A 16103-nucleotide genomic window follows, 5' to 3' on the forward strand; every position below is an offset into this window, starting at 1 on the left:
CCCGGTTCTTTCGGGATCAGCCCCGCGCCAGCGCCGCCAGCACCTGAGCGCTGGCCTCCCAGCCCATGCACTTGTCGGTGACGGACTTGCCGTAGACCAGCGGGGTGGCCTCGGTCGACTGCGCGCCGGGCTCGAGGAAGCTCTCCAGCATGACGCCGCTGACGGTCGACGGCTCACCGGCCTCGCGGGCCGCCCGGAGGCGGGTGGCGATCTCGGTGGCGACCTCCGCCTGGCGGACATGATCCTTGCCGGAGTTGGCGTGCGAGCAGTCGATCATGACCCGCGCCGGCAACCCGGCCGCGGCGAGCGCCTCGGCCGCCGCCGACACCGACTCCGCGTCGAAGTTGGGGCCACGCGTGCCGCCGCGCAGGATGATGTGGCAGTCCTCGTTGCCCGCGGTCTCCACCACGGCGCCATTGCCGAAGTCGTCGACTCCGAAGAAGACATGTTCGGCCGCAGCGGCTTTCACGCCGTCGATCGCGACCTGGACATTGCCGTCGGTGCCGTTCTTGAATCCGATCGGCATCGACAGCCCCGACGCCAGCTGACGATGGACCTGGGACTCGGTGGTACGGGCGCCGATGGCACCCCACGCGACCGCGTCGGCGATGTACTGCGGGCTGGTCGGTTCGAGGAACTCGCAGCCGACGGGCAGACCGAGGTCGATGATGTCGAGCAGCAACGACCGGGCGGTGCGCAGACCACGCTCGACGTCGAAGGTGTTGTCCATCCCGGGGTCGTTGATCAGCCCCTTCCACCCGATCGTGGTGCGCGGCTTCTCGAAGTAGACGCGCATGACGATCTTCAGACGCTCGGCGTAGGCATCGGCCAGCGGCGCGAGGCGTCGTGCGTAGTCGATGGCCGCGATCGGGTCGTGGACAGAGCAGGGTCCGACGATGACGAGCAGGCGGTCGTCCCGCCCGGCGAGGATGTCGGCGATCTCGTCCCGGTCGCGCTGGACGGCGACGGCGCGTCGTGCGGACAGCGGCAGTTCGCTGCGGACGGTGTCGGGCGAGGGGATCGGACGGAAGGCCCGGATCCGGCGGTCAGAGGTCGATTCGGCGTTGTCGTCGGATCGGATCGGAAGGTCCGGCAAGGTGGTCACGGTGTGTGCCTTTCGAGGTCATGCCCGTGTCGATGTGGTGACGAGGCATGCCCTGGGTGTGGTCGGAGCCCCGCTCAAACGACAAGAGCAGCGACCGTCTGGTCGCTGCTCGGGCTCCGGGTGTGTCGTACGCGCGTCAGATCAAACGCATCATCGTGGCCCCACCCGGAGCCTCGATAAAGCGCCAATACGCGCGCACGGTGCTGATCACGGCGACCACACTAGCACAGGCGTTTCGCGTTCCCGGTCTCACGGGTGTCCCCGGTCGATCAGCTCGCTGAGCACGAGGATGGACTCCGACCGATCCACCGGGCCCGCCTGCCGGATGCGTTCGAGCGCCTGCTCGAGGTGCCGTACGTCGCGGGCCATGACGCGCAGGATGGCATCGGCCTGACCGGTCACGGTCGCGGCGCTCACGACCTCGGGGATGGGGTCCCAGGCGGCTTCGAGCTGTTCGGGCGAGATGTTGCCCCGGCAGTACACGAGCACGTAGGCCTCGGTGGTCCACTGCATCGCCTGAGGGTCGACGACGGCGGTGAAACCCCGGATGACCCCGTCGGCAACCAGTCGGTCGACGCGCCGTTTGACGGCGGGAGCGGACAGTCCGATCCGCTCCCCGATCTGCTGGTAGGTGGCCCGGGCATCACGGGTGAGGCAGGCGAGTACCTGCTCGTCGAGATCGTCCAGTGGTCGCAACAGAAGCCTCCTCTGCCAACAATTCTCGACGATCCGTTGCGCGATCACGCAAGAAACGTCGATTGTTTGCACCGAAGTCCAAAGATACGCTCGATCCATGACCATGACGAGCCCGGCAGCCGGTACGCCCGGACGTTCCGGCGCGCCTGTCCCGGTCGCCCGTCCGGCCCTCGCTGATCTGCTCGAACCCCATGTAGCGCACAACTATTCGCCACTGCCGGTGATCGCCGCCACCGCCGAGGGCGCCTGGATCACCGATGTCGACGGGCGCCGTCACCTCGATTGCCTCGGCGCCTATTCCGCGGTCAACTTCGGTCACCGCCATCCCCGCATCGTCGCCGCGGCCCTGGATCAGCTCACGCGGGTCACCCTCACCAGCCGCGCTTTCCGGTCCGATCGACTCGAACCGTTCTGCGCCGCACTGGCTTCCCTGTGCGGCAAGGACATGGTCCTGCCGATGAACACCGGCGCCGAAGCGGTGGAGTCCGGCATCAAGGTCGCCCGCAAATGGGGCTACGACGTCAAGGGTGTACCCGACGGCCGTGCCACGATCGTCGTGGCCGGCGGCAACTTCCACGGCCGCACGACGACGATCATCTCGTTCAGCGACGATCCGGCGGCCTATGCCGGATTCGGTCCGTACACACCGGGATTCGTCCGCGTCCCGTTCGGCGATCTGGCCGCGCTGGAGGCCGCCGTCGACGAGAACACCGTGGCCGTCCTCCTCGAACCCATCCAAGGTGAGGCCGGCGTCATCGTCCCGCCCGATGACTATCTCCCCGGCGCGCGGACCCTCTGCACCGAGCGTGGCGCGCTGCTGATCGTCGATGAGATCCAGTCGGGCCTCGGCCGCACCGGCCGGACGTTCGCGGTGGAGCACTGGGGCGTCGAACCCGACGTCTACCTACTGGGAAAGGCGCTGGGCGGCGGATTGCTGCCCGTGTCGGCGGTGGTGGCCGACCGCAACGTTCTCGACGTCCTGCACCCCGGTGAACACGGATCGACCTTCGGCGGCAACCCGCTCGCCGCCGCAGTCGGTCACACCGTCGTCGACATGCTCGCCGAAGGGACGTGGCAGCGTCGGGCGGCCGACCTCGGTGAACACCTGCACGGGCGGCTACACGACTTCGTCGGGGACGGTGTGGTGACGGTCCGCGGTATCGGACTGTGGGCGGGCATCGACCTCGACCCCGCGATCGGCACCGGTGAGGACTTCTGCCGGCAGCTCTCCGAACGCGGTGTGCTGGCGAAGGACACCCATGGGTCGACGTTGCGGCTGGCGCCGCCGCTGGTCGTCACCGAGTCCGAGATCGACTGGGCGATGGAACGATTCGCCGCGACCCTACGAGACCGCCGGTGACCGCCGGCCACGGTTGAGCCACCAGGTGCTCGTCGAGAGCACGGTTGCGAATGCGCACCACGCCGGGTAGGGCGCGAGCGCGGCACCTGCCGCCGGGTTGGTCTGTGCGGTACGCCGCGCGAGATCGGCACTGCTCACGGTGAGCGCCGCCGCCGCGACCGACGCGGTTCCGAGCGCACCCCGGCCGAAGTAGATCCAGCTCCAGCCGCCGTTGAGCACGAGGTTGGCCCCGAGCGCTGCGAGATACCTCTGCCGCTGTGTGTGATCGCCGTTCTCGTCCAGTTGATCCAGCGTGACGGCGGACGTCACGGCGATGTCGGCGTAAAGCGCGGTCCACGCGACCGGGAAGGCCCAGTCGGGCGGCACGAACGACGGCTTCGCCAGCTTGGGGTACCAGGTCTCGACCGCCGGTTTGGTCACCACGCTGCCGATGGCCGCTGCGGCTGCGGTCGCGAGTGACGTCCCGATCAGGGTGGAGATGCGCATGACTCCACTTGTACCCCTCGACTCAGGTGTCGGCGGGCCGTCGGTCGTCGGTGGTGCCGGCGGCCGTCGTGGCATCCGGGGAGCCGGGTACATCCGGAGTCGCGGTGCCCGACTCGGCCGGACCGGGCGAGTCGGTGCCCTCGTCGAAGGCCTGGTCGGGTTCGGGGTGCTCGGTGTCGAAGGAGGCGGGCAGCTTCTTCAGCTGTCGGCTCATCGACCAGATGAGGAACGCCGTGCCGACGAGCAGCAGCAGGATCACGAGCAGGCCCAGCGGTGAGGCCTTGCCGAACTCCGGCCCCTGCGGCTCCTCCGCGAGGATCATCACGGTGTTCACGACGGTGCTGTTCATCACGCCTCGATCCCGGCGAACAGGTCGGTCTCGGGCAAGGCGGTCTTGACCCGGGTCCGGGCGAGCTCGAACTCCTCGGTCGGCCACAGACGCTGCTGCCATTCCAGCGGCACCGCGAAGAACACCCCGTTCGGGTCGATCTGCGTGGCGTGCGCACGCAGGGCGTCGTCACGCTGGGGGAAGTACTTCGAGCACTCGACCTGGGTGGTGACGCGGCCCATCAGGTCGCCGCGACTCGGGTCCCACTTGCTGAGCCACTCGGCGAACGGGCTCTCCTGGCCGTGTCGCGCGAACTCGTCGGAGAAGAGCACCATCCGGTCGCGGATGAAACCGTGGGTGTAGTAGAGCTTCGACACCGTCCACGCCTCGCCGGTCCCGGGGAACGCGTCGGGATCGCCGGATTGTTCGTAGGCGGCCACCGACACCTCGTGGCATCGGATGTGGTCGGGATGCGGATAGCCGCCGTGCTCGTCGTAGGTGATGATCACGTGCGGGCGGAATTCGCGAACCACGCGCACCAGCGCCTCGGTGGCCTCCTCGAGGGGCACCGTCGCGAACGACCCCTCCGGCAGCGGCGGCAGCGGGTCGCCCTCGGGCAGCCCGGAGTCGACGAAGCCGAGCCACGTCTGCCGGACGCCGAGCGACTCGGCGGCCTTCGCCATCTCCTCGCGGCGGACCTCGGTCATCCGCTCCTTGATGCCCGGCCGGTCCATCGCCGGATTCAGGATGTCGCCACGCTCACCGCCGGTGAGTGTGACCACGAGCACTTCGTTGCCTTCGGCCGCATATTTCGCGGTCGTCGCCGCACCCTTGCTCGACTCGTCGTCTGGGTGCGCATGCACCGCCATCAGACGGAACACCCCCGACTTGGGGTCGCCGACGTGGGATTCGGTCACAGTTCCTCACCTTCGGATCGCTACTCCTCCCATGGTAGGTATTGACGCGTGAACAGTTCGGACGGGGGCGCCGCAGACGCCGGTGACGCACCACGCACGACGCCTGACACGGCACGACCGCACAGCGGACCGCGCGCCACCTACCCGGAGCATTCGGAGACCGCCCGGGGTCGTCGGCGCTGGTTCGTCGCCCTGTCGGTACTCGTCGTCGTCGCGGGCGTCGCACTCGCGGTCATCGGTTACAGCAAGTTCTCCTCGGCCGACGTGACGGGCGAGGCCACCGGCTACGAGATCCTCGACGACTCGACCGTCGCCGTGCAGTTCACCGTCGAACGTTCCGATCCGAGCCGGCCCGCGGCCTGCGTGGTGCGCGGACGTTCCCGCGACGGCGGCGAGACCGGCCGGCGCGAGATCCTCATCCCCGCCGACCCCGCGGAACGCATCGGCGTCCGCACCGAGATCACGACGTCGAGGCCGCCGGTCATCGGTGAGGTGTTCGGCTGCACGCTCGACGTGCCCGCCTACCTGAAACCGTCGGATCAGTGACCGCTCCCCTGGCCGGACGCGACGAATCGCAGGCGCCGCGCGCCGCCTTCGCCTCGATCGGCAGCCGCTACTTCCCGCTCCTGGTCGCGCTCTTCGTCGGCGTCATGCTGATCAGCAACGTCACCGGGACCAAGGGCGTAGTGCTGTTCGACGACTGGCTCCACATCGATCTGGGCCCGATCCAGATGAACGGACTCGTGACCGACGGCGCCTTCTTCCTGTTCCCGCTGGCCTACGTCCTGGGCGACGTGATCAGTGAGGTCTACGGGTTCCGGGCGATGCGCCGGACCATTCTCGCCGGTTTCGCGGTGCTCATCCTCGCGTCGTTGTGTTTCTGGCTCACCATTCATCTGCCGGCTGCAGATTTCTACGAGGGGCAGGAGTCTTTCGAGACCGTCGCCGGAGTCGTCCCACAATTCCTGCTCGCCGGGTTGGCCGGATATGTCGTAGGCGAATTCCTCAATTCCTTCGTTCTCGTCAAAATGAAGGAACGAGCCGGCGAACGTCATCTGTGGGCGCGCCTGCTGGGTTCGACGATTGTCGGCGAATTCGCCGACACCCTCGTGTTCTGCTCGATCGCGGCCACCGCGCTGGGCATCTCGACCTGGGGAGACTTCATCAACTACACGATCGTCGGTTTCGTGTGGAAGACGCTCGTCGAAATCGTCATCATGCCGCTGACGTATTTCGTTGTGGGATGGCTGAAGCGGGCGGAACCGACCTATCAAGACGCGCTCCGGGCGGCCTCGCGCGGCACAACCGATGTGCCATAGGTCTCAGCACCTGGTACTCTGATCGGATACACGGCTCCGCGAGGGGTCGTGTTGCTGCATTTATAGCAGTCCATATGCCCCTGGTGTAAACGGTCGCCCGGGGCCGCGGACAACACAAAGGAGTGACCGATGACCGACACCCAGGTGACCTGGCTGACCCAAGAGTCGCACGACCGCCTCAAGAGCGAGCTCGACTCGTTGATCGCCAACCGTCCGGTCATCGCTGCCGAGATCAACGAGCGTCGCGAAGAGGGCGACCTCAAGGAGAACGGCGGCTACCACGCCGCTCGCGAAGAGCAGGGCCAGCAGGAAGCGCGCATCCGCCAGCTGCAGGAACTGCTGAACAACGCGAAGGTCGGCGAGGCGCCGACCCAGTCCGGCGTCGCGCTGCCCGGTTCCGTCGTGACCGTCTACTACGACGGTGACGAGAAAGACACCGAGACCTTCCTCATCGCCACCCGCGAGGAGAGCGGCCAGGGCGGACTGGAGACCTACTCCCCCAGCTCGCCGCTCGGTGCCGCCCTCATCGACGCCAAGGTCGGCGAGACCCGCGAGTACTCCGTGCCCAGCGGTGCCACCATCAAGGTGACCCTGGTCAGCGCGGAGCCCTACCACGGCTGATCGACACTGGACCAGAGCCCGGGACGACATGTCGTCCCGGGCTTCGTGTTTTAGGGCTCAGTGCTCTGGGCTGTACTTGCCGGCGACGCGGCCGTCCGACAGGCATCGGTGAGCCCTAGGCGTTGTCGACCCCGTAGACCGCCTGCGCCGGCGCGAAGCCGTCGTACTCGAGCTGCTCGATCAGGCCCTGCCGCGAGAACGCCATCATCGACCGATAGTCACGGGCCTTTTTCACCGCCTGCGCGTTCCAGTCGACGGCGCCCGTGGCTTCGATCTCGGTCACCGCGTAGGTCGCGTCGGTCGTCGAGAACCCCTCGTACTCCAGCTGATCGATCAGACCCGGCTTCGAGAACGCCATGAGCGACAGGTAGTCCTTGGCTTTCGCCACGGCGCTCGACTGCTCCCACGTCGCGAGCGATTCTGCATCTGTCGTCGTCGCGGGTGTCGAGGGTTCGCCGTACACCTGCGCCGCCGTATCACCGAAAGTCGCGGTGTCGGTGTCGTTGTGCACAACGATCGGGAAGAGCGCCAACGCAAATCCGCACACCGCGACCAGGCCGGCGATGAACAACGGCCACATACGGTCTGGGACTTGCGGTCGTGCTCCGGCCGGCGCTGCGCCGGAGGAACGGTGGGGTCGGACATTATCGGCTTCGGTCATCGTCCTGATCCTTCGTGATGTGCGGGTCCTGGGAAGCGGTACCGCATCTGAAGACAGACTGACATCGAGGTCTGACAAAACCGTTGCCACACAGTGTCATCCGTTCGGATGAGTTTCTCGGCAGGCCTGATGACCCGCGGTAGTCGACCGGCAGACCTCAACTCGACTGATGGACTTCGATCGAAGTCCAGGAGTCGAGTTGAGGTTCGCCGGTCGCGTCGCCCGCAACTAGGACAGAGCCACCGTCACGCCACCGGAGAACATCGAGTCATGGAGCTCGATGGAGGCCGGTGTCGCCCCTGCCGGCATGTCGTAGACGAGCTTGACGGTCACGGCATTTCCGGGATTGATGTTGTCCCACACGGGGATGTCCGACCCGCCGAGCGCGATCTGGGCCGAGGTGTCCGGCTCGAAGCTGCGGTCCTCGGCGTCGAGCAGTTTCTGTCCCGTCGGTGAGAAGCTCTGCGGCTGGTCGGACGTGTTCTTCACAGTCATGGTGACGATCACGAACTGCCCCTGGGCTTCCTCGGTGAGGTACGGATTGTCACCCACCGACGTCAAGCCGGGTTCGACGCCGGTCACCACGAACTCGAACTTGCCGTCGCGTACCGGTGTATTCAGGCCCGGCGCCGCGTCCTCGCCGTTCGCGTCACCCGAATCACGCTGCTCACCCGGCTCGGTCGCGGTGGAAGCACCCGAACCAGCGGTGCTGTCCGTGTCATCCGACCCTCCGCCGGAGGTCGCCGCGAGGATGATGATCAACAAGACCACGATGGACCCCAGGATCCAGGGCCACTTTTTCTTCTTCTTCGCAGGTGGATTCGGGTACGGCTGCGGTGGAGCACCGTACTGGGGAGCACCGTACTGGGGAGCACCGTACTGAGGAGCGCCGTATTGCGGCGCCCCGGGCTGCGGCGGCTGTCCGTACTGCTGCCCTTGGTACGGCTGGCCGTAAGGCGGCTGCTGGCCCGGGTCGGGTCCGGGAGCGGGGTTCGGATTCTGGGGGTCGGTCATCGATCGTCCTTCTCTGCTGTGCGGCACCTGGGAAGCGGTCCCGCATCTGCACGCACTGTCGCACCGGGGTCCGACAAAACCTTTGCCGCACAGTGTCATCCGAACAGACGAATCTTTGCAGTCGGTACGCTCGACCGACCCGGCGGGCTCGTCGCAACCGAACGACCGAGGCATCGGTCAGGGCCACGTGCTTCAATGTGACCCATGGCACGTTCCCATGAGCTTGAGTCCTTTGATATCGACTTCTTCGACGATGCGCCGGTCCGGCACGTCATCGACGTGCGTCTGCCGGTCACGCCGGAACGCGCGTGGACCGAGTTCACCCGTCAGAACACGCTGGACTGGTGCCGCGCGATCAAGAAGATCGAATTCGTGTCTCCGCCGCCATACGGTGTGGGGACCCAGCGCCGGGCGGTCCTCGGTCCCGGTTACGTCACCCTCGAGGAAGACTTCTTCGACTGGACCGAAGATCCCGAGACCGGTCACTACCGCAACGGCTTTCGGGTTCTGCGGGCGAACGTCCCGGGCATTCGACGCTTCGGCGAGGCGACCGAGATCCTGCCCGCCGACGTGGGATGCCGGCTCAAGTGGACCTTCGCACTGGAGCTCCCCACGTCCTCGCGGGTGGTCACCGCCTTCTCCGGTCCGGCGTCGTCGACGGTCTACAAGACCATCGAGGCCGACACCCTCAAGCATTTCGCACGCCTCGAACCCGCCAAGTGAGACGCTGACCGACCACCAGGACAGGTTAGCGCCGCCGTCCGTGCTCAGTCGCGCAGGAACCCGGCGTCGGCGAGGGCCCGCCGGACGTCGTGCTGATGATCGTGTCCGCGGGTCTCGACGCTCACCGTCACCTGCACCTCCCCGAGATAGAGGTCGTCGGCGACGCGCGAGTGCACGACGTCGAGCACGCTCGCCCCCAGATCGCGGAGCAGTTCGAGGAGCGTGACAAGACCACCCGGGCGGTCGGAGACGGTCGCCGTCACGGTGAGGAAACGTCCGGCGGCGGTCAGGCCGTGCGTCGTGACATGGCGCAGCAGCAGCGGATCGATGTTGCCGCCGGACAGCACGACGCACACGGTCCCCGACAGGGCGAGCCGCCCGCTCACGGCCGCCGCCACCGCCGCGGCCCCGGCCGGCTCGACCACCAGCTTGGCCCGCTCGAGCATCAGCAGCAGCGCGGTGCTCAACTCCTCCTCGCTGACCGTGACGACCCGGTCCACGAACTCGGTGACATGCGCGAACGGGACCGCCCCCGGGGTCGCGACGGCGATGCCGTCGGCCATCGTGTTCATCGCCGCGACCGGCATCGGCCGTTCCTCGGCGAGCGATGTCGGCCAGGCGGCTGCCTGAGCGGCCTGCACGCCGATCACCTCGACCTCGGGACGTCGCAGACGCACCGCGGCGGCGACGCCGGCCAGCAGTCCACCGCCGCCGAGCGGCACCACGATCGTGGCGACATCCGGGATCTGCTCCAGGATCTCCACCCCCACCGTCGACTGTCCGGCCACGATGTCGAGATGGTCGAACGGATGGATCAGGGCCGCGCCCGTGGCCTCGGCATGTCTCTGTGCCTCGACGAGCGACTCGTCGACCGTCGATCCCGCCAGCACCACCTCGGCGCCATAGGCTTTGGTGGCGGCGATCTTCGGCAGCGCGGCACCGGTGGGCATGTAGACCCGCGACGCGATGCCGAGATCCGATGCCGCCCAGGCGACTCCCTGCGCGTGATTGCCCGCACTGGCCGCGACCACCCCGCGCGCGCGTTCCGCCGCCGACAACCGGGAGATGCGCAGGTACGCGCCGCGCGGCTTGAAAGACCCGGTGCGCTGCAGATTCTCGCACTTGAGCCACACCTGGGCCCCACTGCGCTCGGACACCACCCGCGAGGCGATCGTCGGCGTCCGCCGGATCACCCCCGACAGTTCCGCAACGGCCCGGTCGACGTCGGCGGCAGTCAGCAACATGGGCACCAGTATCCGCCCCGGGTCAGCGCAGCGCGTTCTCCAGATCGCCGAGGATGTCGTCGATGTCCTCGATGCCCACCGAGAGGCGGACGAGGTTGGCCGGCACCTCGAGCAGCGATCCGGCGGTCGAGGCGTGCGTCATCGCGCCGGGGTGTTCGATCAGCGACTCGATGCCGCCGAGCGATTCGGCGAGCGTGAACACCTCGGTGCGCGCGCAGAAATCCTTGGCGTCGTCGAGGCCGCCCTTGACCAGCACCGAGACCATTCCGCCGTAGCGCTTCATCTGCTTACCCGCGACCTCGTGTCCCGGATGGTTCTCCAGACCCGGGTACAGGACGGCGTCGATCTTGGCGTGGCCGTTCAGGAACTCGACCACCCTCTCCGCGTTGTCGCAGTGCCGATCCATCCGCACCCCGAGGGTCTTGATGCCGCGCAGCGTCAGGAATCCGTCGAACGGTCCGGGAACCGCACCGGCACCGTTCTGCAGGAACGCGAACGCCTCGTCGAGCTCCTCGCTGTCGGTGACCAGTGCGCCACCGACGACATCCGAGTGCCCGCCCAGGTACTTGGTCGTGGAATGCAAGACGACGTCGGCACCCAGCACGAGTGGCTGCTGCAGGTACGGCGAGGCGAAGGTGTTGTCGACGACGAGCTTCGCGCCGGCCTCGTGCGCGACGGCGGCGAGAGTCTCGATGTCGCCGACGTTGAGCAGCGGGTTGGTAGGCGTCTCGGTCCAGACCAGCTTGGTCTCCGGCCGGATGGCGTCGCGCACCGCGGCGACGTCGGACACCGGGGCCACCGAGTAGGTGATGCCCCACTGGCTGAAGACCTTGTCGATCAGCCGGAACGTCCCGCCGTAGGCGTCGTTCGGGATCACCAGATGATCGCCCGGCCGCAGCGTCGACCGCAGCAGGCAGTCGGTGGCCGCCATACCGGAGGCGAAAGCCCGTCCGTAGGTGCCGCTCTCGAGAGCGGCGAGGTTGGCCTCGAGGGCGCGTCGGGTCGGGTTGCCGGTGCGTGCGTACTCGAACCCGTCGCGCAATCCGCCGACACCGTCCTGGGCGAACGTCGAACTCGCGTAGATCGGGACGTTCACCGCGCCCGTCTGGGGATCCGGGTCGTAACCGGCGTGGATGGCGCGGGTCGAGAAGCCTTGCCAGCGAACCGAGTCCGCTGCGCTGCGTCGTTCACTCACGGTGGTGCTCCTATCCGACGATCGGGTGGCTCGACACGAAGGCGAGCAGGTCGTGGCGCGTGATCACGCCGATGGGCTTGCCGTCTTCGACGACCATGAGCGCGTCGCAGTCGCCGAGCGCCTTGGTGGCCGCCGACACCGGTTCGCCGGAACCGATGAGCGGGAACGGCTCCCCCATGTGTGCCGACACGGGGTCGGCGAGGCTGGCGCGACCTTCGAAGACCGCGCTGAGCAGATCACGTTCGGTGACCGCGCCCGCGACCTCGCCGGCCATCACGGGCGGCTCGGCACCGACGACCGGCATCTGGGACACGCCGTACTCGCGGAGGATCTCGATCGCATCGCGCAGCGTCTCCTGCGGGTGGGTGTGCACGAGGTCGGGCAACGCGCCCGTCTTGCCGCGCAACACATCCCCGACGAGCGATTCCTTGGTGTTGGAGTCGAGCGGGGTGCGCAGGAACCCGTAGCTGCTCATCCACTGGTCGTTGAAGATCTTCGCCATGTAGCCGCGACCGCCGTCGGGAAGCAGGACGACGACCACGGCGTCGGGACCCTCACGCTCGGCGACCCGAAGGGCCGCGACGACCGCCATCCCGCACGAACCGCCGACCAGCAGTCCCTCTTCGCGTGCCAGTCGCCGCGTCATGTCGAACGAGTCGGCGTCGGAGACGGCGATGATCTCGTCGGGGATGGCCGGGTCGTAGGCCGAGGGCCAGAAGTCCTCACCGACGCCCTCGACCAGGTACGGCCGACCGGTCCCGCCGGAGTACACCGACCCCTCGGGATCGACGCCGACGACCTTCACCGCGCCGTCGGAGATCTCCTTGAGGTACCGGCCGGTGCCGGTGATCGTGCCGCCCGTGCCGACGCCCGCCACGAAGTGCGTGACCTTGCCGTCGGTGTCGGCCCAGATCTCGGGACCGGTGGTCTCGTAATGACTCTGCGGACCGGCCGGGTTGGCGTACTGATTGGGCTTCCACGCGCCGTCGATCTCGGTGACCAGGCGGTCGGAGACGCTGTAGTAGCTGTCCGGGTGGGACGGCTCGACCGCGGTCGGGCAGACCACGACCTCGGCGCCGTAGGCACGCAAGACGTTGCGCTTGTCCTCGCCCACCTTGTCCGGGCAGACGAACACGCACTTGTACCCGCGCTGCTGCGCGACGAGTGCCAGACCGACGCCGGTGTTGCCCGACGTCGGTTCCACGATGGTCCCACCCGGCTTCAGCTCACCCGACGCCTCGGCGGCGTCGATCATCCGCACGGCGATACGGTCCTTGCTGCTACCACCGGGATTGAGGTACTCGACCTTGGCGGCGACCAGGCCCGATCCGGGTGAGGTCACCGAGTTCAGTTTGACCAGCGGGGTGTTGCCCACCAGGTCGACGACGTGATTGGCGATGCGCATGTGTCCATGGTCCCAGAGTCGGTCCCGGAGAGTCGCCGCGGACCCCGACACCCGGCCGACGAGCGGACCGGGCGGCCGCGCCCGAGCCTCTAAACTGGCACCCGTGTCCGGTTCGAGCCGCAAGATGACCGCCGAGAGAATCATCCGGGACGTGGGAGCCACGGCTGCTGCGACCGCCGGCGCTGCGGGTGCCGGATGGGCGGCCTACAACCTGCTGAACAGTCAGGCGGCCGAGGCCCGAGTGGTGATCCCGCACCGCACCGACAACGCCCCGGACGGTGACGGCGTGTACCGGCCGGACGGCACCAGCGAGCGCTTCACCCGCGACACCGTCTACGACCTGTACCTCGTGGTGTTCGGCGATTCGACAGCCGCCGGGCTGGGTGCCGAGACGGCCGAGGAGACGCCGGGGGTACAGATCGCCCGCCGGGTCGCCGCGGAGACCGATCAGGTGGTCCGCTACGCCAACAAGGCCATCGTGGGAGCGACGTCGAAAGGGCTCGCCGCCCAGATCGAGGCCATGTTCGTCCACCACGAGCGACCCGACGTCGCCGTCATCCTCGTCGGCGCAAACGACGTCACCGCCCGCAACAGTCCGCTTCCGTCGGCACGCAGGCTCGGTGAGGCGGTCCACGCACTCGTCGACGAGGGCGCGAAGGTGGTCGTGGGTACCTGCCCGGACTTCGGGGTGGTCACCGCGATCCCCCAGCCGCTGCGAATGGTGTTGCGACGCTGGGGACTCACGCTGGCCGCGGCGCAGCGGTCGGCGGTCCGTGCCGCCGGGGGCCGTCCCGTGCCACTCGCCGACCTGCTGACCGAGGAGTTCCTCGCGCGCCCCGAACACATGCTGTCGCCCGACCGCTTCCATCCGTCGGCCGCGGGGTACGAGCTGGCCGCCGACATCCTCGTGCCCGAGGTCCTCGCCGCGATCGGCGAATGGGGACCGACGCCGCTGCCCGAACCGCCCAAGGTGTCCGAGGCCGTCGAAGAAACACGACTCGTCACACGTGTCAGGAAGCTGTTCGCAAGCTCCTGACCAGCGCCTTTCTGCGCACGTCGACCGTGCGACCAAGCAGATGCTTGGTGCGGTAGTTTTGAGGTATGCCTGAAGCTGTCATCGTCGCCCATGCCCGTTCCCCGATCGGCCGCGCCGCCAAGGGATCCCTCAAAGACGTCCGGCCCGACGAACTGTCGCGCCAGATGGTCGAAGCCGCTCTCGCCAAGGTGCCCGAGCTCGACCCCGCCCTGATCGAGGACATCCACTGGGGCATCGGTCAGCCCGGCGGACAGGGCGGCTACAACATCGCCCGGGTCATCGCGGTCGAGCTCGGTCACGACCACATCCCCGGTGTCACGGTGAACCGCTACTGCTCGTCGTCGTTGCAGACCACCCGGATGGCACTGCACGCGATCAAGGCCGGCGAGGCCGACGTCCTCATCTCCGGCGGCGTCGAGAGCGTGTCGAGCTTCGGGATCTCCGGTGGCGCCGACGGCGCGCCGAACTCGAAGAACCCGCTCTTCGACGATGCCATGGCCCGGACCGAGAAGGCCGCTGCCGGCGATGCCGGGATCTGGCACGATCCCCGCAAGGACGAGCTCATCCCCGACGTGTACATCGCGATGGGCCAGACCGCGGAGAACGTCGCGTCGTTCACCGGCATCTCCCGCGAAGACCAGGACCGGTGGGGCGTGCTGAGCCAGAACCGCGCCGAGGACGCCATCAAGTCCGGCTTCTTCGAGCGCGAGATCGACCCGGTCACGCTTCCCGACGGCTCCCTCGTCACCACCGACGACGGCCCCCGCGCCGGCACGACCTACGAGAAGATCTCACAGCTCAAGCCGGTCTTCCGTCCCGACGGCACCATCACCGCGGGCAATGCGTGCCCGCTCAACGACGGCGCCGCGGCGCTGGTCATCATGAGCGACATCAAGGCGAAAGAACTGGGCCTGACGCCGCTCGCCCGCGTGGTCGCCACCGCGGCGACCGGCCTGTCACCGGAGATCATGGGCCTCGGCCCGATCGAGGCGATCCGCAAGGTGCTCAAGGTCTCCGGGATGTCGCTGTCGGACATCGACCTCGTCGAGATCAACGAGGCGTTCGCCGTTCAGGTCCTCGGGTCGGCCGCCGAACTCGGCATCGACCACGACAAGCTGAACGTCTCCGGCGGTGCGATCGCGCTCGGGCACCCGTTCGGAATGACCGGCGCCCGCATCACGACCACTCTGCTCAACAACCTTCGTACCCACGACAAGACCTTCGGCATCGAATCGATGTGCGTGGGCGGCGGTCAGGGTATGGCCATGGTGCTGGAGCGCCTCAGCTGAGCAGTGCTGGAGCACCTCAGCTGAGCAGTGCTGGAGCGCCTCAGCTGAGCAGTGCTGGAGCGCCTCAGCTGATCGAGGTCGTCTCCGTCTCGTCGACACCCCTCGCCGCGTCAGGTCCTCGGACCGCGACGCTGCGGGGGGTTGTTCGTCGGTAGACGAACCATGCGATGACGACCGCGCCGACGATGTAGATCTCGGCGGGAATCGCCCAGACGTTGTTCGTCGCGGTGTTGTCGTGGATGTAGTACTGCGAGATGTGCCCGGCGAGGTCTCCGCCGTAGCTGATCGCCAGCGCCCAGACAGCGGCGTCGAGCCATCCGCCACGGTTGGCCACGCGGAAGCAGAGCACGCCGAGGACGCCCACGGCGATGTCGTTCCACCCGAGTTCCCACTGGAACATCGACGGAATGAAATCCGGTCCGATGCCTTCGGCGATCTCGGGCGCGTTCGGTCCGACGTGCCCGATGCCGGCGAGGATGCCGAACGCACCTCCGGGTACGAGAATCCAGAGCAGCACGAGTTCGGCTGCGCGGCCGAGAGTGCGTCGCCGCACCGATCGGTCCACCAGTATGTGCACCACGGCGCCGATGATCATCAGCGCCAGCTGAATCAGAAAGAACACCATGTCCGCACGGTAGAACCGCTGCGGCGGGTTGGCCCCCGCAACCGCGATCGGGCGGCACAGTTTGTCGCCATCCGGCCCG

At 67.8% G+C, this 16103-nt stretch carries 18 protein-coding genes; 7 read left to right on the plus strand and 11 right to left on the minus strand.

The features are described 5' to 3' along the window. Window positions 1-16: 16 nt before the first annotated feature. Together AB4Z55_RS19580 and AB4Z55_RS19585 are read right to left on the minus strand one after the other, a co-directional pair. Window positions 17-1105, minus strand: coding sequence for a 3-deoxy-7-phosphoheptulonate synthase (locus AB4Z55_RS19580; protein WP_004019374.1), 1089 nt, complete (start codon window positions 1103-1105; stop codon window positions 17-19). A gap of 249 nt (window positions 1106-1354) precedes the next feature. Further along, window positions 1355-1801, minus strand: coding sequence for an Lrp/AsnC family transcriptional regulator (locus tag AB4Z55_RS19585; RefSeq protein ID WP_369520336.1), 447 nt, complete (start codon window positions 1799-1801; stop codon window positions 1355-1357). A 97-nt stretch (window positions 1802-1898) separates the two neighbouring features. On the opposite strand from AB4Z55_RS19585, the gene rocD reads away from it, so the two are divergent. Next, entirely contained in the window at window positions 1899-3161 is a 1263-nt protein-coding gene (rocD, locus tag AB4Z55_RS19590) for an ornithine--oxo-acid transaminase (RefSeq protein WP_369520337.1), read from the plus strand. Here the strand turns inward: rocD and AB4Z55_RS19595 are convergent. From AB4Z55_RS19595 to mca, 3 genes are read right to left on the minus strand one after another with little or no spacing between them, the layout of a single operon-like run. Continuing rightward, entirely contained in the window at window positions 3144-3647 is a 504-nt protein-coding gene (locus AB4Z55_RS19595; RefSeq protein ID WP_101819158.1) for a TspO/MBR family protein, read from the minus strand. The two genes, rocD and AB4Z55_RS19595, sit on opposite strands and share 18 nt — an antisense overlap. Window positions 3648-3669: 22 nt before the next feature. Next, a complete protein-coding gene (locus AB4Z55_RS19600) occupies window positions 3670-3996 on the minus strand; it encodes a hypothetical protein (protein WP_004019379.1) in 327 nt (108 codons plus the stop codon). Beyond that, window positions 3996-4892: a mycothiol conjugate amidase Mca gene (gene mca, locus AB4Z55_RS19605; protein ID WP_004019380.1), complete on the minus strand. Its 897-nt coding sequence runs from the start codon at window positions 4890-4892 to the stop codon at window positions 3996-3998. Before mca ends, AB4Z55_RS19600 begins: the two co-directional genes overlap by 1 nt. Window positions 4893-4940: 48 nt before the next feature. Here mca and AB4Z55_RS19610 point away from each other — a divergent pair, with 48 nt between their 5' ends. The 3 genes from AB4Z55_RS19610 (at window position 4941) to greA (ending at window position 6832) form a co-directional block, all read left to right on the plus strand. Next, window positions 4941-5438 (plus strand): DUF4307 domain-containing protein, encoded by a 498-nt coding sequence (locus AB4Z55_RS19610; protein WP_101819160.1) that lies wholly within the window; start codon window positions 4941-4943, stop codon window positions 5436-5438. Then, window positions 5435-6211: a queuosine precursor transporter gene (locus AB4Z55_RS19615; RefSeq protein ID WP_004020946.1), complete on the plus strand. Its 777-nt coding sequence runs from the start codon at window positions 5435-5437 to the stop codon at window positions 6209-6211. Before AB4Z55_RS19610 ends, AB4Z55_RS19615 begins: the two co-directional genes overlap by 4 nt. Window positions 6212-6340: 129 nt before the next feature. Continuing rightward, window positions 6341-6832 (plus strand): transcription elongation factor GreA, encoded by a 492-nt coding sequence (gene greA, locus AB4Z55_RS19620; protein WP_004020945.1) that lies wholly within the window; start codon window positions 6341-6343, stop codon window positions 6830-6832. 115 nt (window positions 6833-6947) lie between these two features. On the opposite strand, the gene AB4Z55_RS19625 is transcribed toward greA, so the two are convergent. Continuing rightward, on the minus strand, window positions 6948-7493 hold the full coding sequence (locus AB4Z55_RS19625) for an Ltp family lipoprotein (RefSeq protein WP_369520338.1): 546 nt from the start codon (window positions 7491-7493) through the stop codon (window positions 6948-6950). Window positions 7494-7721: 228 nt separating this feature from the next. After that, window positions 7722-8507: a DUF4352 domain-containing protein gene (locus AB4Z55_RS19630; RefSeq protein ID WP_369520339.1), complete on the minus strand. Its 786-nt coding sequence runs from the start codon at window positions 8505-8507 to the stop codon at window positions 7722-7724. A 204-nt stretch (window positions 8508-8711) separates the two neighbouring features. Here AB4Z55_RS19630 and AB4Z55_RS19635 point away from each other — a divergent pair, with 204 nt between their 5' ends. Continuing rightward, window positions 8712-9230, plus strand: a complete 519-nt coding sequence (locus tag AB4Z55_RS19635) for an SRPBCC family protein (protein WP_369520340.1) — start codon at window positions 8712-8714, stop codon at window positions 9228-9230. Between the two features lie 44 nt (window positions 9231-9274). On the opposite strand, the gene ilvA is transcribed toward AB4Z55_RS19635, so the two are convergent. The 3 genes from ilvA to AB4Z55_RS19650 are packed head-to-tail and all read right to left on the minus strand — an operon-like array spanning window position 9275 to window position 13074. After that, window positions 9275-10474, minus strand: coding sequence for a threonine ammonia-lyase (gene ilvA / locus AB4Z55_RS19640; RefSeq protein ID WP_101819165.1), 1200 nt, complete (start codon window positions 10472-10474; stop codon window positions 9275-9277). A gap of 22 nt (window positions 10475-10496) precedes the next feature. Next, window positions 10497-11669, minus strand: a complete 1173-nt coding sequence (locus AB4Z55_RS19645; RefSeq protein ID WP_239400623.1) for a cystathionine gamma-synthase — start codon at window positions 11667-11669, stop codon at window positions 10497-10499. Between the two features lie 10 nt (window positions 11670-11679). After that, window positions 11680-13074 carry a cystathionine beta-synthase gene (locus tag AB4Z55_RS19650; RefSeq protein WP_004020936.1) on the minus strand — a complete coding sequence of 465 codons (1395 nt, stop codon included), beginning with the start codon at window positions 13072-13074 and terminating at the stop codon, window positions 11680-11682. Window positions 13075-13198: 124 nt separating this feature from the next. Here AB4Z55_RS19650 and AB4Z55_RS19655 point away from each other — a divergent pair, with 124 nt between their 5' ends. Together AB4Z55_RS19655 and AB4Z55_RS19660 are read left to right on the plus strand one after the other, a co-directional pair. Continuing rightward, window positions 13199-14110, plus strand: a complete 912-nt coding sequence (locus AB4Z55_RS19655; RefSeq protein WP_197505545.1) for an SGNH/GDSL hydrolase family protein — start codon at window positions 13199-13201, stop codon at window positions 14108-14110. Window positions 14111-14175: 65 nt separating this feature from the next. Further along, window positions 14176-15399: an acetyl-CoA C-acetyltransferase gene (locus AB4Z55_RS19660; RefSeq protein ID WP_369520341.1), complete on the plus strand. Its 1224-nt coding sequence runs from the start codon at window positions 14176-14178 to the stop codon at window positions 15397-15399. A gap of 64 nt (window positions 15400-15463) precedes the next feature. Here AB4Z55_RS19660 and AB4Z55_RS19665 read toward each other — a convergent pair whose 3' ends face one another. Further along, window positions 15464-16024, minus strand: a complete 561-nt coding sequence (locus tag AB4Z55_RS19665; RefSeq protein ID WP_033203765.1) for a DUF6790 family protein — start codon at window positions 16022-16024, stop codon at window positions 15464-15466. Between the last annotated feature and the right edge of the window lie 79 nt (window positions 16025-16103).

This window comes from Gordonia sp. ABKF26 (genome assembly GCF_041103195.1).
GTDB lineage: Bacteria > Actinomycetota > Actinomycetes > Mycobacteriales > Mycobacteriaceae > Gordonia > Gordonia terrae.

Bases quoted from the DNA above. Each gene is read 5' to 3' on its own strand.
- rocD (WP_369520337.1), top strand. From the start codon at position 1,899: ATGACCATGACGAGCCCGGCAGCCGGTACGCCCGGACGTTCCGGCGCG.
- AB4Z55_RS19650 (WP_004020936.1), bottom strand. From the start codon at position 13,074: ATGCGCATCGCCAATCACGTCGTCGACCTGGTGGGCAACACCCCGCTG.
- ilvA (WP_101819165.1), bottom strand. From the start codon at position 10,474: ATGTTGCTGACTGCCGCCGACGTCGACCGGGCCGTTGCGGAACTGTCG.
- AB4Z55_RS19635 (WP_369520340.1), top strand. From the start codon at position 8,712: ATGGCACGTTCCCATGAGCTTGAGTCCTTTGATATCGACTTCTTCGAC.
- AB4Z55_RS19655 (WP_197505545.1), top strand. From the start codon at position 13,199: ATGACCGCCGAGAGAATCATCCGGGACGTGGGAGCCACGGCTGCTGCG.
- AB4Z55_RS19660 (WP_369520341.1), top strand. From the start codon at position 14,176: ATGCCTGAAGCTGTCATCGTCGCCCATGCCCGTTCCCCGATCGGCCGC.
- AB4Z55_RS19595 (WP_101819158.1), bottom strand. From the start codon at position 3,647: ATGCGCATCTCCACCCTGATCGGGACGTCACTCGCGACCGCAGCCGCA.
- greA (WP_004020945.1), top strand. From the start codon at position 6,341: ATGACCGACACCCAGGTGACCTGGCTGACCCAAGAGTCGCACGACCGC.
- AB4Z55_RS19600 (WP_004019379.1), bottom strand. From the start codon at position 3,996: ATGAACAGCACCGTCGTGAACACCGTGATGATCCTCGCGGAGGAGCCG.
- AB4Z55_RS19665 (WP_033203765.1), bottom strand. From the start codon at position 16,024: ATGGTGTTCTTTCTGATTCAGCTGGCGCTGATGATCATCGGCGCCGTG.
- AB4Z55_RS19630 (WP_369520339.1), bottom strand. From the start codon at position 8,507: ATGACCGACCCCCAGAATCCGAACCCCGCTCCCGGACCCGACCCGGGC.
- AB4Z55_RS19625 (WP_369520338.1), bottom strand. From the start codon at position 7,493: ATGACCGAAGCCGATAATGTCCGACCCCACCGTTCCTCCGGCGCAGCG.